Origin of the sequence: Rhizobium beringeri, assembly GCF_004306515.1 — a bacterium.
Lineage (GTDB): Bacteria > Pseudomonadota > Alphaproteobacteria > Rhizobiales > Rhizobiaceae > Rhizobium > Rhizobium beringeri.
The window spans coordinates 2,187,059-2,200,563 of record NZ_SILG01000001.1; the positions used below are offsets into that span (position 1 = coordinate 2,187,059).

Genomic DNA, 13,505 nt, shown 5'->3' on the forward strand with positions numbered 1-13,505 from the left:
CAATCGCCGACAGTTGTCGCCTCACCACCGCCGCCCGGCATTCTCTGATTAAATCCGCATATACCATGTCGATTTCCCCATATTTTAGACTTTCAATGTAGAACCGCAAAGAGTTCACATCGGGGAAATGGCATGGCGATCCTTCCGTCCGGTTTTATATCGGACCGCTCGGGCAATTTCGGCATCATGACGGCACTGCTGGTGGTGCCGCTCTTCGGTGCGGCCGGCATGGCCGTGGATCTCGCCCATGCGCTCAGCCTGAGGACACAGCTTTACGCCGCTGCCGATGCCGCCGCCGTCGGTTCGATCGCCGAAAAATCCGGCGCGGTCGCAGCCGCGATGACCATGAGCGGCAACGGCACGCTCTCGCTCGGCAAGGACGACGCCCGCAGTATCTTCATGTCTCAGATGTCCGGGGAACTCACCGATGTTCATGTCGACCTCGGCATCGACGTCACCAAGACTGCCAACAAGCTGAATTCGCAGGTTACCTTCAGTGCGACCGTGCCCACCACCTTCATGCGCATCCTTGGCCGGGACTCGATCACGATCTCGGGCTCCGCGACGGCCGAATATCAAACCGCCGCCTTCATGGATTTCTACATCCTGCTCGACAACACGCCTTCCATGGGCGTCGGCGCGACCGCGACCGATGTTTCCAAGCTGCAGGCTAAAACAGGCTGCGCCTTCGCCTGCCATCAAATGGACCAGAGCACCAACAACTATTCCATCGCCAAGAGTCTCGGCGTCGCCATGCGCATCGACGTCGTGCGCCAGGCAACCCAGGCGCTGACGGATACGGCCAAGACCGAACGCGTCAGCAGCGACCAGTTTCGCATGGGCGTCTATACTTTCGGCACCAAAGCCGAAGACGCCAAGCTGACGACGATCTCCAGCCCCACCTCCGACCTGACGAAGGTGAAGAATTACACCGACGCCGTCGACCTGATGACCATTCCCTACCAAAACTACAATCAGGACCAGCTCACGAGCTTCGATAGCGCCCTGACCCAGATGAATACCATCATCGACCCAGCCGGTGACGGCACGTCGAATATCAGCCCCGAAAAGATCCTGTTCTTCGTTTCCGATGGCGTCGGCGACAGCTACAAGCCGTCGACATGCACCAAGAAGACGACCGGCGGCCGCTGTCAGGAACCGATCGACACCTCCTTCTGCAAGCCGCTGAAGGATCGCGGTGTCAAGATCGCCGTGCTCTACACCACCTACCTGCCGTTGCCCAGCAACGATTGGTACAACAAATGGATCAGCCCCTTCCAGAGCGAGATTCCGACGAAGATGCAGGCATGCGCTTCGCCCGGCCTCTATTTCGAGGTGACGCCGACCCAAGGTATCGCCGATGCGATGAAAGCGCTTTTCCTCAAGGTCATCCGGGCGCCGCGCATCACCAGCTAGCGCATCGGCCCGAAAATCGGAATCGATTTTCGGAAAGCACGATGCGTAGATTCAAAGTGTTAGAGCGTCCGTCCGAAAGGACGCACGGCGCTCTAGGTCCAATCGACATTCAGGATTCACGTCAGGCTTAATGTGTGATTCATAGGTCTCCGGATTGATTGATCTGGAGACCTCAGATGGCCAAGCGATATGAACTGACTGCATCTCAATGGCGCCTTATCTGCGATCTTTTGCCGGGCAAGCCCGGAGATCCTGGCCGATGCGGGCAGGATAACCTTTTGTTTGTGAACGCGGTTTTGTGGGTGTTGCGGTCCGGAGCCCATTGGCATGACCTGCCTGAGCGCTACGGCAAGTACAAGACAGTCCACAAGCGCTTCACCCGGTGGGCCAAGGCGGGAGTCTGGGAGACGGTGTTCGATCATCTCGTCAAGGATCCCGACAACGACTATGTCGCCCTCGATTCTTCGCTGGTGCGCGCCCACCAGCAGGCGGCCACCGGAAAGGGTGGCGGCCAAAAAGGGGGGACCAGGCTTTGGGGCGCTCCCGAGGAGGACTGACCACCAAGATCCACATGGCCACCGATGGCAGAGGGCGGCCACTCAGGATCATCCTCACTCCTGGCCAGCGCGGCGATGTCACCCAGGCCCCAGCCTTGCTCGAAGGACTAGAAGCCCGCCGCGTTCTCGCCGATAAAGCCTATGATTCTAATGCATTGCGACAAGTCATCAGCAGTCTGGGTGCCGAAGCCGTCATCCCATGCAATCCGACGCGTAAGCACCTCATCCCATACGACTTCGACGCCTACAAAGCTCGAAACCTCATCGAGCGCTGCTTCAACAAGCTCAAACACTTCCGTCGCATCGCAACCCGTTACGACAGGCGCGCCGTCAACTTCCTAAGCTTCATCCACCTGGCCGCCGCCCTCGTCTGGATGCGATGAATGTCGATTCAGCCTAATGCATGTCGCCCGGAAGTGTGCAGCGGTTCCGGGTCAACGACATGCATAAAACAAAGAGCTAAAGCCCGTCGCGGCTCAAAGCCGCTTGCCGTCGCGGATCCGATAGCTCGGCGCATACATGGTGACGAGCTCTTCGGCGGCGGTCGGATGCAGCGCCATCGTCCGGTCGAAATCGTCCTTGGTGCAGCCGGCCTTCAGTGTGATGCCGAGCAACTGCGCCATCTCGCCGGCATCATGGCCGAGGATATGGGCGCCCACCACCTTGCGGCTCGCCGCATCGACGATCAGCTTCATGATCATCCGCTCGGCCCGGCCGGAAAGCGTGGCCTTCAGCGGCCGGAACTGGGCGCGGTAAACCTCGAGCTCGCCGTAACGTTTGCCCGCATCCTCTTCCGAGAGGCCGACAGTGCCGATCTCCGGCTGCGAGAAGACGGCGGTCGGGATCAGCTCGTAGTCCGGCCGGGTCGGATTGTTCTTGTATTCAGTCTCGATGAAACACATCGCCTCGTGGATCGCCACCGGCGTCAGCTGTACCCGGTTGGTGACATCGCCGAGCGCATAGATGTTTTCGACGTTGGTGCGGGAATATTCATCGACGATAACGGCGCCGCGCTCGTCGACCGCGACGCCGGCCGCCTCGAGGCCGAGGCCTTCGGTGTTCGGATCGCGCCCGAGCGCCAGCATGACGACGCCGGCTTGCAGCGTGCCGTTGTTCAGCGTCTCCAGAATGAGCCCGTCCTCACCCTTCGAAACTTTTTGCAGCGTGTCGTGGCAGAGGATGCGGATGCCCTTGGCGACCATCGCCTCGTGCAGCCCGCGTCTCAGATCCTCGTCGAAGCGCGACAGGATCTCGGCGCCGCGATAGATGAGCGTCGTCTCGACACCGAGGCCATGGAAGATATTGGCGAATTCGACGGCGATATAGCCGCCGCCGGCGATGACGATCGATTTCGGCAGCTCTTCAAGATGAAAGGCCTCGTTGGAGGAGATGCAGAGTTCGTGACCGGGAAGGGCTGCGTGCGGGTTCGGCCGTCCGCCGGTGGCGATCACAATCGTCTTGGCCGTCACCGTCTGTCCAGTCTTCAGCAGCCGGACCGTATGGGCATCGACGAGCTCTGCGCGCGTTTCCAGGATCTCGGCATTGGCGCCGGCGAGACCTTTCTTGTAGAGGCCTTCCAGCCGGGTGATTTCGGCATCCTTGGCCGCCACCAGCTTTTTCCAGTCGAAGCTGCTTTCGCCAACCGTCCATCCGAAGCCCGCTGCATCTTCGAAATGCTCATGGAACTGCGAGGCGTAGACGAAGAGCTTCTTCGGCACGCAGCCGCGGATCACGCAAGTGCCGCCGTAGCGGTATTCCTCGGCGATCGCCACCTTCTTGCCGAGCGAGGCGGCGACACGCGCGCCGCGCACGCCTCCGGAACCGCCACCGATGACGAAGAGGTCGTAGTCGTAGGAAGACATGAGGAGCTCCGGAAGGGAATCGCAGGAAGAATGTTCCTGATATAGGGGCGATCATCACGAAAACAAAAGCCCGCTCCTGCGTCATCCCGTTCCCATCGCCGAATCTTCATTGTAAACGGCTGCGATTGACCCGGTCGCCGAAGGCTGGCAGGCAATCCAAGGGATGGAAAAGAATGCCGGAGCAAAAGATGGATCAAACTCTCTTCACCAACCTGTGCAGGGCTGGCAAATTCAAGGAAGCGCTCGGCCTCGCCATTCAGGGGCACGAGGACGAAAAATACACGCCGAGCCGTTTCTCGATCGACAAGAAGACGAGATTGCCGATCTTCTATCGCGGCAACAAGCGCGTGGAGCCGGATGAGGAGGGTGTGTGGCAACTTGCAAAGAACCCGAACCCATAGGGGCTGAGCACTGACGCATGCGCTATCCCAATTGCATCTGCATAGCTCTTGCTGCTGTCAGCGGGTAATGCGGAAATCCGTCGGGTTCTTCTCAAGCTGGGTTGCTTCCGTCTCGACGTCCGAAACCGACGCCCCTGAAGGCCCGCGCCTGAAACGCTCGATCATCGTCGAGATGGCGGTGTCGGGTCCTGCGATCACAGCGACGACGGCCCCGTCCTCTTCGTTGCGAACCCAGCCCGTCAAACCAAGTCGCACCGCCTCATCGCGCGTCCAATAGCGAAAACCGACACCCTGGACCTTGCCGGATATCCGCACTCGGACAGCCTTGTCATGATCGGACATCTGCAGTCACCTGAAACCTCGCCGGCGGCATTTGCCGCATCATAGCAAAAAAGCCCGGACAATGCCGGGCTTTCGCAAATTTTGATGGGCAAGCTTACTGCTGGGCAGCCGGTGCGGGAGCCGGAGCGGCCGGGCTGTCGGTTGCCGGCGGCGGCGCCTTGATGACCTTGGAAAGCTCGGCATTGCTTTGCTTTTCCAGGTCGCGGGAAATGCCCTGCGCCCAGATGTCGGCAGCCTTCGCCGTTTCGCGCGAGGCGACCGGACCGTCGCGCAGCAGCTTCTTGCCGACGTCGGAATTATAGAAGTCGGCGATCGCCTTCAGCTCATCGACGGTGAAGGTCTTGGCATAGGTGAGTGCTGCCTCCTTCTCCAGATCGCCGCGGCGCGGCGCCAGCGCCAGCGCCTGCGCGTCCACGGTCGACGAAATGATGTCCTGGTAGTTCGGCGAATCCTGGATCAGGCCAGCCTTCAGGCGCTCGGCGAGACCGGGCAGGATGTTGTCGAACTGGGCAGTGGCGCCGATGGCGTCGATCGCCGCGCGAGACGCCTTCAGTTGATCCTCGGAGACCTCCTGCGCCTTGACAGCGGAGCCGAAGGCAAGCCCGGAAAGAAGGACGGTCGCAGCGGCGAGACGGCCAAGACCTGCAATGTTCATCATGAGTATACGCTCCTGTTATCTGTTTGCCTGCAGTGTGCGCACACCCGCAGGACCGGCAATGATCGCAAGTGCCGCCATATTGATAAAGAGCCCGTGTTCGACGACGCCGGGTATGGAATTCAGCTCGCTCGAAAGCGCCTCTGCATCAGGAATGCGGCCAAAAGATGCATCGATGATGTGATGGCCGCCATCCGTGGTAAACTCTCCGTCACCCGACTGGCGCAGAGCGAGTTCACCCGAGAGGCCGAGCCGGGCCGCGACCTTTTCGATCGCGATGCGCGTCGAGACGAGCCCGAACGGATTGACCTCGATCGGCAGCGCGAAGGCGCCGAGCGTTTCGACCAGCTTGCTCTCGTCGGCAATGACGATCATTCGCTCGGAGGCGGCTGCAACGATCTTTTCGCGCAGCAGCGCACCGCCGCCGCCCTTGATCAGCCTGAGCCCCGTATCGACCTCGTCGGCGCCATCGATGGTCAGGTCGAGTGCCGGCAGTTCGTCAAGCGACTTCAGCGGCACGCCGAGTTCGACGCAGAGCCGCGCGGTTCTTTCGGACGTCGGAACGCCTTCGACCCTGAAGCCGCCCGCGACCTTCTCTGCCAGCAGGCGAACGAATTCTTCCGCCGTGCTGCCGGTGCCGATCCCGAGACGCATCCCGCCTTCGACATGGGCGAGTGCGGCCTCGGCGGCCTTGATCTTCATTTCGCGGGCATCCATGCGCCGCCAGCTCCGATTATTGCGTTGGATGTGCTGTTTACACGGCTCGCCTGGCAAACGAAAGTCAAAATCATCACGGAAAATGAAAAGCCGAAACAGAGGCCTGCGGCCTTCCCGGCCATCGCCGGACGTTGCTTTCCGCCGCGCGATCGCCTACCTCAGGACGATCCATCGCTCCTCAAGACGACCATCGCTCAAAGAGACATGCCCTTGACCCCTGCCCCCGCTCGCCCGGCGCTCGTCGTCTTCGATCTCGACGGCACCCTTCTCGATACCCATGTTGACCTGGTCAAGAGCCTGAACCACACGATCGCGGCCCTCGACCTCGAACCGGTCAGCTACGACGACCTCACCCATCTCGTCGGCCAGGGCGCGCGCGTGATGATCGAGCGCGCCTGCCGGCTGCGCGGCCATCCGCTGGAAGGCGACGCCCTGCCACTGCTGGTCGAGCGTTTCGTTGCCCATTATGCCGGCAACATGCCCGGCCGTACCGAACCCTATCCCGGCCTGGTCGCCGCCATGGACCGGCTCAGATCCGAAGGTTACCGCCTCGCCGTCTGCACCAACAAGATGGAAAGCCTGGCACTCGGCCTGCTCGACAAGCTCGACCTCGTCAGATATTTCGACGCGATATCAGGCGGCGACACCTTCCCCGTGCGCAAGCCCGACGCCCGCCACCTCACCGGCACCATCGAACGCGCCGGCGGCGACATCGCCCGCACAGTGATGATTGGCGACAGCATCAATGATATCGCCGTTGCAAAGAATGCCGGCGTGCCCTCGATTGCCGTGCCGTTCGGCTATTCTGACGTGCCGGTTTCTAGCCTCGATCCGGATGTTATCATTACCCATTTCGATGAGCTGACGCCGCAGCTGATAGAAAGGCTGCTACAGGAATATGCGGAGAAGGTTGCCGTCTGAGGCCGGAGCCGTCCCTCCGCTTTCTGCTCTGGGGTGCCACACGGTACGCCCTCTCCACTTTGTTTCCATTCCGTAATCGCCGCCAAAAACAAAAACGGGCGTCACTAATCAGATCCGACTATCAGATCTGCGCACCACGCGCCTTGGTCGTCGCATCGAACGCCTTGTCGACATAGGCGTCGCGGCCGTAGACGTCGTCGAAATATTCCACCACGCCGTCCTTGTTCGGCCAGGCAGTGAAGTAGGAGACGTAGACCGGGATCTTCTGCGGCACGCGTACCGCATGGTTCTGCCCGCTGGCGATCTGCTTGGCGACATCGTCGACGGTCGTGCCGAGAACGGCAGCCGCCATCGCACGCGGATTGGCAAGGCGCACGCAACCGTGGCTCAGCGCCCGCATGTCGCGCTTGAAGAAGCTCTTCGACGGCGTATCGTGCATGTAGATCGCGTGGCTGTTCGGGAACAGGATCTTCAGTTCGCCGAGCGCATTGTCGCTGCTCGGCGGCTGGCGCACCGAGACGTTATCGGTCGAACCATACCAGTCGACGCTCGAAGAGGCGACGGCATGGCCGTTCACCTCGACTTCATAACCGAGCTGGTCGAGATAGTTCGGATCCGAGCGCAGCTTCGGCAGCATCTCGTTGATGATGATCGACTGCGGCACGCCCCAGAAAGGGTTGAACTCCACTGTCTCGATCTCGTCATCGAAGAAATAGGTCTGGTTGTTCTTGCCGCCGACCACCACGCGCATCGACAGCTGTTCCTTGCCGTCATTATGGTAGTAGACCATGTAAGCGGGCTGGTTGATCATAACGTAGCGTGAACCGAGATCCTCCGGCAGCCAGCGCGCCTGTTCCATGGCGACGACCAGCTTGTCGATCTTCGAAGCATTGGTGTCGCCGCCGGTCATGGCGCGCACCGTCGCCTGGCCGATGACGCCATCGGACTTCAGCCCGCGCTCCTTCTGGAAGTCCTCGACCAGCGAAACGATGTCAGGCGAATAGTCGCTGCTGCCGGCATAGGCGGCAATCGTTGCCGCATGATCAGTCCTCAGCGTTTCGGAACCGTGCTTGCCGATTGCCTTGACGATATTGGCGATCTCGGGCGAGCTCTCGCCAGGTCTCAGCAGCTTGTCGAGCGAAACAACGATTCGCTCTTCGTTGCCACCGTCGGCGGCACGAAGCTTTGCAAGCTCTGCCTTCAACGCCTGGAATTGCGGGCTATCAGGCGAGCGGCTGCCGATATAGGCGCCGACATCGGGGCTCATGCGAGCAAGCTTCAGCACCGGGGCCAGATTGACCACCTTGCGCTGGAAATCGTGGTAGCCGGAGATCTTGTTCGGATCGATGCGGCCGCGCACCGTGTCCTGCACGAAAGCCAGCACCTTGGCGGAGAGTTCGAGTTCGAACTGCGTCAGCGCACGGTCGCGGAAGGCGGGATCGGGATTGGCCGGGTCGATATCAGGCGTCTGGACGGCGTAATCCGCCGGGTCGAGGCCGACGAAGGCCGCATCTGCAAGCGCCGACATCGCCGACTTCGCACGGTCGTTGATCTGGTTGCCATCGACCCAGACGAGCGGATTGCGGCTGTCGCCGTAATAGGCTTCGAGCGCCTTTGCGACGTCGGCATTGGCGCGCACCTTGGCCTGCGCCAGGAAGCGGCGCTGCACGGCGGGTTCGGCGCTTGCATCGCCGCTGCCCGATACATCGGCGACCGCGCCGGTGACGACGGGATCGGCAAACTTGCCGGTATCGACGAATTGCAGCGTCTCGGTTTTGTAGGTGTAATAACGCGGACCGCTCACCTTCGGCAGCGGCGCTTCCGGGTCGAGCCCGCCGAGCGATCCTCCAATGCCGCCGCGCTGGCCCACACGGCCGGGCGGCATCTGGTCCATGAAGATGGTGCTCTGGGTCCGCTGCCTGTCACCGCGCAGCATATCCATCAGTGTATAGGCTTGCGTGGGTGCGGCACTCATCATTGCCACGCCGCAGGAAATTGCCAATGCGGATGCCGCGCTTTTCAAAACGAACGTCATATATCTTCCAGTCCCGGTGTCATGCTGTTCTTGTCACGAGCGCAAGGCTCAAGCTCAAATCCCGCGAAACTCAAGCAGCGTAGGGCCTCATTGATCAGAAACCGGCCTGCGCCGCCAGCGCCGGCGGACTCAATTTTATGTGACGGAGATCCTGCGTGGCGCCGCCCAGCAGTTCACACAAAATTATGAAATTATTAGTTAATTTTTTACCGAATTTTCGCCGGCAGACCAGTAGGGTGAAAACGCCCGGATGCATAAAATTTCCAAAGTGGCCCAAAAGGCACGCCGAAAAACCTGCGTAAACATGACTTCCGATTTCAATATTTCGCACGGCGTCCAGTTTTCTTGTCGGACTTTCCAACCTATAAGACCTCATCTTTCGAAAATGCCCGAAAACAGCATGTAAAGGGAAGGCAAGGCTGATGACCGCAACCCGCACCGAAACCGATACTTTTGGCCCGATCGACGTCGCAGCAGACCGATATTGGGGCGCCCAGGCCGAGCGTTCGCTCGGCAATTTCAAGATCGGCTGGGAAAAGCAACCGCTGTCGATCGTGCGTGCGCTTGGCATCGTCAAGCAGGCGGCCGCCCGCGCCAACATGTCGCTCGACCAGCTCGATCCTGGCCTCGGCAAGGCGATCGTCGACGCCGCCCAGGAGGTGATCGAGGGCAAGCTGAACGACCACTTTCCGCTGGTGGTCTGGCAGACCGGTTCGGGCACGCAGTCCAATATGAATGCCAACGAGGTGATCTCCAATCGTGCAATAGAAATGCTCGGCGGCGTCATGGGTTCCAAGAAGCCGGTGCATCCGAACGATCACGTCAATATGAGCCAGTCGTCGAACGACACCTATCCGACGGCCATGCACATCGCCTGCGCAGAGCAAATCACCCATCACCTGCTCCCGGCCCTCAAGCACCTGCATGCCGCCCTTGACATGAAGGTCACCGAATTCAGCCACATCATCAAGATCGGCCGCACCCACACCCAGGATGCGACGCCGCTGACGCTCGGCCAGGAATTTTCGGGTTATGCCGCCCAGGTCGGCTCCGCCATCAAGCGTATCGAAATGACCCTGCCCGGTCTCTGCGAACTCGCCCAGGGCGGTACTGCCGTCGGCACCGGCCTCAACGCGCCGGTGGGTTTTGCCGAAAAGGTCGCCGAAGAGATCGCTGCCATAACAGGTATGCCGTTCGTCACAGCGCCGAACAAGTTCGAGGCGCTCGCCTCGCACGACAGCATGGTCTTCTCCCATGGCGCCATCAATGCCGCCGCCGCCGCCCTCTTCAAGATCGCCAACGACATCCGCCTGCTCGGCTCCGGTCCGCGCGCCGGCCTCGGCGAGCTGGCGCTGCCGGAAAACGAGCCAGGCTCCTCGATCATGCCCGGCAAGGTCAATCCGACCCAATGCGAGGCGCTGACGCAGGTCTGCATCCATATCTTCGGCAACAACGCGGCTCTGACCTTCGCAGACAGCCAGGGCCATTTCGAGCTCAACGTCTACAATCCGATGATGGCCTATAATTTCCTGCAGTCAGTGCAGCTGCTCGCCGACGCCGCCGTCTCCTTCACCGACAATTGCGTCGTCGGCATCGAGGCGCGCGAAGACAATATCAAGGCCGGCCTCGAACGCTCGCTGATGCTGGTGACTGCACTCGCCCCGAAGATCGGCTACGACGCAGCCGCCAAGATCGCCAAGACCGCGCACAAGAACGGCACGACGCTGAAGGAAGAGGCCCTCGCCAGCGGCCTGGTGACGCCGGAAGAATATGACGCCATCGTGCGTCCGGAGACGATGATCGGGCCGAAGTAGGGAGGTCGCGCTGCCCCTCATCCGGCTGCCGCCACCAACCGGGGTCGAGCCACAGGTCTCGACCCGTCCTTCGGACCCCCGCTCGCGGGGAGAAGGGGATATGCCGCAACGCCTCGACTCCCTCCAGCCTATAGCAAGGCAAACAGCGAAAAATTGTCCATCACGACAGAATTGCCCATGAAATCGAACCGGATTTCTTCGATGTCTTCGAGATTAACCTCGAGAGTGGGGCCGGTGACCTCGAGCTCCTGCTGATAGACGATCTGGCCGTCGTTCAGCGCGGTGAGCGTCAGGTGAAAGGGCGCTGCCGACAATTCGGCGATCGAAACGCTCTGAAAGGTGAATTCCCCGCCATCGAGCATTTTCAAGCTTACGGGCGCAGAACCCGGCGATAGAACGGTATCGCTGAAACCGTCCTCGGTGATGGCGTCGACACCCGGGATAGTATCATAGACATACCCGTTCAGAAGCGTGAATTCGTGACCGCCGTTCACCGAGAGCGCAAAGTTGCGATAGTCAGGCAGAGAGAAATTATCGGCCCTCGATGTGACGCCCATATCGTCGAAATCCAGGATTTCGTGGTATTTTTCGCCTTCGTTGACGCCGTCGATCGCAAGGGTCAGCACGCCGAGGTCCGTGCCCCCTGAGCCATCGGACATCTTGAAGCTCAGCTTCTCGATGAGCTGATCGTATTTCGTTAAATTTTTCACGACGTCGAGCGTGTAGTCCAGCTCGTACTCGAAGTGACCGTCAGGTTTCAGTTTGAAGGTTCCGTATTCGCCCCTTATGATCGTTTCGTGGTCAGGCCCATGTTTGGCGTCGATACGCACGCCATTGACGAAGCGAACATACATGTCCGCTCCCTCGGGATCGCTGGAGAGGCGCAGCAGATTCCCGCGGATCCAATTGTCTTCGAAAAAAACGAGAAGGTCGTCGACAGCAGTTGGCTTTGCATTTGTCATTTGAAGCCCCGGCAGGTTAACGCTGCCGGGAATATGTACTGGCCTCCAACAGAAGGCAACTTGAAGTCGTCTTTTTGTCGGACCGATTTCGACGGTTCGCCTTATCCGCCGCGCGTGGTCCTGATTGCTTTTGCCCCGCAGCGGATTTAGACCGGTTCCAATCTAGCGACGCCCTACCAGAAAGGTCACTTCGATGGCTGACGATCTCTTCCCGCTCGGCAAGGATGCCACCCCCTACCGCAAGATCAGTGGCGACCATGTCTCGGTCGATACGTTCAAGGGCCAGGAGATCCTGACCGTCGAGCCGGAAGGCATCCGCCTGCTGGCCGAAACCGCCTTCGCCGACATCAACCACCTGCTGCGCCCCGGCCACCTGAAACAGCTCGCCTCGATCCTCGACGATGCCGAAGCGACCGATAATGACCGTTTCGTCGCCTACGATCTCCTGAAGAACGCAAATATCGCCGCCGGCGGCGTGCTGCCCATGTGCCAGGACACCGGCACGGCGATCATCATGGGCAAGAAAGGCCGCAGGGTCTGGACCGAGGGCGAGGATACGGCGGCGCTCGCCCGCGGCGTCATGGATGCCTACGAGAAGAAGAACCTGCGTTATTCGCAGCTCGCGCCCATCAAGATGTTCGAGGAGAAGAATACCAAAAACAACCTGCCGGCCCAGATCGACATTTACGAGGAAGGCACCGACGCCTACGAATTCCTCTTCGTCGCCAAGGGCGGCGGCTCGGCCAACAAGACCTTCCTCTACCAGGGCACGCCCTCGCTCTTGACCCATGACCGGATGATCGACTTCCTTAAGGAGAAGATCCTGACGTTAGGGACGGCAGCCTGTCCTCCCTACCATCTGGCGATCGTCATCGGCGGCACCTCGGCCGAGATGAACCTGAAAACCGTCAAGCTCGCCTCCACCCGCTATCTCGACGAACTGCCGACCGAAGGGTCCGAGAGCGGCCAGGCTTTTCGCGACATCGAGATGGAGAAGGAAATCCACAAGCTGACGCAGCAGATGGGCGTCGGCGCCCAGTTCGGCGGCAAGTATTTCTGTCATGATGTGCGCGTCATCCGCCTGCCCCGCCATGGCGCCTCGCTGCCGATCGGCCTCGGCGTCTCCTGTTCCGCCGACCGTCAGGCCAAGGGCCGCATCACCCGCGACGGCATTTTCGTCGAGCAGCTCGAAACCGATCCGTCGAAATACATGCCCGAGATCGACGAGGCGAAACTGTCGGAATCGACGGTGCGCATTGATCTCAACCGGCCAATGGCCGAGGTGCTCGCCGAACTCTCCAGGCATCCCGTCAAGACCCGCCTGTCCTTGACCGGCACCATCATCGTTGCCCGCGACCTCGCCCATGCCAAGATCCGCGAACGGCTGGAAAAGGGCGAAGGCATGCCCGATTACCTGAAAAACCACCCGGTCTATTATGCCGGCCCCGCCAAGACGCCGGTCGGTTACGCCTCCGGTTCTTTCGGCCCGACGACGGCCGGGCGCATGGATAGTTACGTCGACCAGTTTCAGTCCTTCGGTGGCTCGATGGTGATGCTTGCCAAGGGCAACCGTTCGCGCGCGGTGCGCGAGGCCTGCAAGAAGCACGGCGGCTTCTATCTCGGCTCGATCGGCGGCCCCGCCGCCCGTCTTGCCCAGGACTGTATCCGCAAGGTTGAAGTATTTGAATATCCCGAACTCGGCATGGAAGCGGTCTGGAAGATCGAAGTCGAAGACTTCCCCGCCTTCATCGTCATCGACGACAAGGGCAATGATTTTTTCCAGGAACTGAATTTGGGGTGAGTGGGAGGGATGCGTTGCCGCC

12 protein-coding genes and 1 pseudogene are annotated in these 13,505 nt (G+C 60.4%); 6 read left to right on the forward strand and 7 right to left on the reverse strand.

All coding sequences use genetic code 11. The features are described from left to right. The first annotated feature begins 132 nt into the window (after positions 1-132). Both ELH03_RS11035 and ELH03_RS11040 read left to right on the forward strand, forming a co-directional pair. Complete coding sequence (locus ELH03_RS11035) at positions 133-1,416, forward strand: pilus assembly protein TadG-related protein (RefSeq protein WP_130658932.1); 1,284 nt, start codon at positions 133-135, stop codon at positions 1,414-1,416. A 176-nt stretch (positions 1,417-1,592) separates the two neighbouring features. Beyond that, positions 1,593-2,356: pseudogene (locus ELH03_RS11040) on the forward strand (IS5 family transposase). Between the two features lie 93 nt (positions 2,357-2,449). On the opposite strand, the gene gor reads toward ELH03_RS11040, so the two are convergent. Continuing rightward, a complete protein-coding gene (gene gor, locus ELH03_RS11045) occupies positions 2,450-3,835 on the reverse strand; it encodes a glutathione-disulfide reductase (RefSeq protein WP_128402685.1) in 1,386 nt (461 codons plus the stop codon). A gap of 188 nt (positions 3,836-4,023) precedes the next feature. Between gor and ELH03_RS11050 the strand changes: the two genes are divergently transcribed. Continuing rightward, positions 4,024-4,236: a hypothetical protein gene (locus ELH03_RS11050; protein WP_026236957.1), complete on the forward strand. Its 213-nt coding sequence runs from the start codon at positions 4,024-4,026 to the stop codon at positions 4,234-4,236. A gap of 57 nt (positions 4,237-4,293) precedes the next feature. On the opposite strand, the gene ELH03_RS11055 is transcribed toward ELH03_RS11050, so the two are convergent. From ELH03_RS11055 to rpiA, 3 genes are all read right to left on the reverse strand, one after another. Further along, a complete protein-coding gene (locus ELH03_RS11055; RefSeq protein ID WP_128402686.1) occupies positions 4,294-4,578 on the reverse strand; it encodes an acylphosphatase in 285 nt (94 codons plus the stop codon). A 94-nt stretch (positions 4,579-4,672) separates the two neighbouring features. After that, entirely contained in the window at positions 4,673-5,236 is a 564-nt protein-coding gene (locus ELH03_RS11060) for a DUF2059 domain-containing protein (protein ID WP_128402687.1), read from the reverse strand. Between the two features lie 15 nt (positions 5,237-5,251). After that, positions 5,252-5,950, reverse strand: a complete 699-nt coding sequence (gene rpiA / locus ELH03_RS11065) for a ribose-5-phosphate isomerase RpiA (protein ID WP_027684459.1) — start codon at positions 5,948-5,950, stop codon at positions 5,252-5,254. Between the two features lie 204 nt (positions 5,951-6,154). On the opposite strand from rpiA, the gene ELH03_RS11070 reads away from it, so the two are divergent. After that, a complete protein-coding gene (locus ELH03_RS11070) occupies positions 6,155-6,871 on the forward strand; it encodes an HAD family hydrolase (RefSeq protein WP_197729991.1) in 717 nt (238 codons plus the stop codon). A 121-nt stretch (positions 6,872-6,992) separates the two neighbouring features. Here ELH03_RS11070 and ELH03_RS11075 read toward each other — a convergent pair whose 3' ends face one another. Both ELH03_RS11075 and ELH03_RS11080 read right to left on the reverse strand, forming a co-directional pair. After that, entirely contained in the window at positions 6,993-8,906 is a 1,914-nt protein-coding gene (locus tag ELH03_RS11075) for a L,D-transpeptidase family protein (RefSeq protein ID WP_130658934.1), read from the reverse strand. Positions 8,907-9,000: 94 nt separating this feature from the next. Continuing rightward, a complete protein-coding gene (locus ELH03_RS11080; RefSeq protein ID WP_130658935.1) occupies positions 9,001-9,237 on the reverse strand; it encodes a hypothetical protein in 237 nt (78 codons plus the stop codon). Positions 9,238-9,328: 91 nt separating this feature from the next. Between ELH03_RS11080 and fumC the strand changes: the two genes are divergently transcribed. Further along, positions 9,329-10,720 (forward strand): class II fumarate hydratase, encoded by a 1,392-nt coding sequence (gene fumC, locus ELH03_RS11085; RefSeq protein ID WP_130658936.1) that lies wholly within the window; start codon positions 9,329-9,331, stop codon positions 10,718-10,720. Between the two features lie 128 nt (positions 10,721-10,848). Here fumC and ELH03_RS11090 read toward each other — a convergent pair whose 3' ends face one another. Continuing rightward, a complete protein-coding gene (locus ELH03_RS11090; RefSeq protein ID WP_018480695.1) occupies positions 10,849-11,682 on the reverse strand; it encodes a VCBS domain-containing protein in 834 nt (277 codons plus the stop codon). A 193-nt stretch (positions 11,683-11,875) separates the two neighbouring features. On the opposite strand from ELH03_RS11090, the gene ELH03_RS11095 reads away from it, so the two are divergent. Continuing rightward, positions 11,876-13,483: a fumarate hydratase gene (locus ELH03_RS11095; RefSeq protein WP_130766299.1), complete on the forward strand. Its 1,608-nt coding sequence runs from the start codon at positions 11,876-11,878 to the stop codon at positions 13,481-13,483. Positions 13,484-13,505: the final 22 nt, after the last annotated feature.

What these genes read in the sequence shown, in the direction of transcription:
- rpiA (WP_027684459.1), bottom strand. Translation starts at nt 5,950, where the DNA reads ATGGATGCCCGCGAAATGAAGATCAAGGCCGCCGAGGCCGCACTCGCC.
- fumC (WP_130658936.1), top strand. Translation starts at nt 9,329, where the DNA reads ATGACCGCAACCCGCACCGAAACCGATACTTTTGGCCCGATCGACGTC.
- gor (WP_128402685.1), bottom strand. Translation starts at nt 3,835, where the DNA reads ATGTCTTCCTACGACTACGACCTCTTCGTCATCGGTGGCGGTTCCGGA.
- ELH03_RS11035 (WP_130658932.1), top strand. Translation starts at nt 133, where the DNA reads ATGGCGATCCTTCCGTCCGGTTTTATATCGGACCGCTCGGGCAATTTC.
- ELH03_RS11060 (WP_128402687.1), bottom strand. Translation starts at nt 5,236, where the DNA reads ATGATGAACATTGCAGGTCTTGGCCGTCTCGCCGCTGCGACCGTCCTT.
- ELH03_RS11050 (WP_026236957.1), top strand. Translation starts at nt 4,024, where the DNA reads ATGGATCAAACTCTCTTCACCAACCTGTGCAGGGCTGGCAAATTCAAG.
- ELH03_RS11095 (WP_130766299.1), top strand. Translation starts at nt 11,876, where the DNA reads ATGGCTGACGATCTCTTCCCGCTCGGCAAGGATGCCACCCCCTACCGC.
- ELH03_RS11075 (WP_130658934.1), bottom strand. Translation starts at nt 8,906, where the DNA reads ATGACGTTCGTTTTGAAAAGCGCGGCATCCGCATTGGCAATTTCCTGC.
- ELH03_RS11070 (WP_197729991.1), top strand. Translation starts at nt 6,155, where the DNA reads ATGCCCTTGACCCCTGCCCCCGCTCGCCCGGCGCTCGTCGTCTTCGAT.
- ELH03_RS11055 (WP_128402686.1), bottom strand. Translation starts at nt 4,578, where the DNA reads ATGTCCGATCATGACAAGGCTGTCCGAGTGCGGATATCCGGCAAGGTC.
- ELH03_RS11090 (WP_018480695.1), bottom strand. Translation starts at nt 11,682, where the DNA reads ATGACAAATGCAAAGCCAACTGCTGTCGACGACCTTCTCGTTTTTTTC.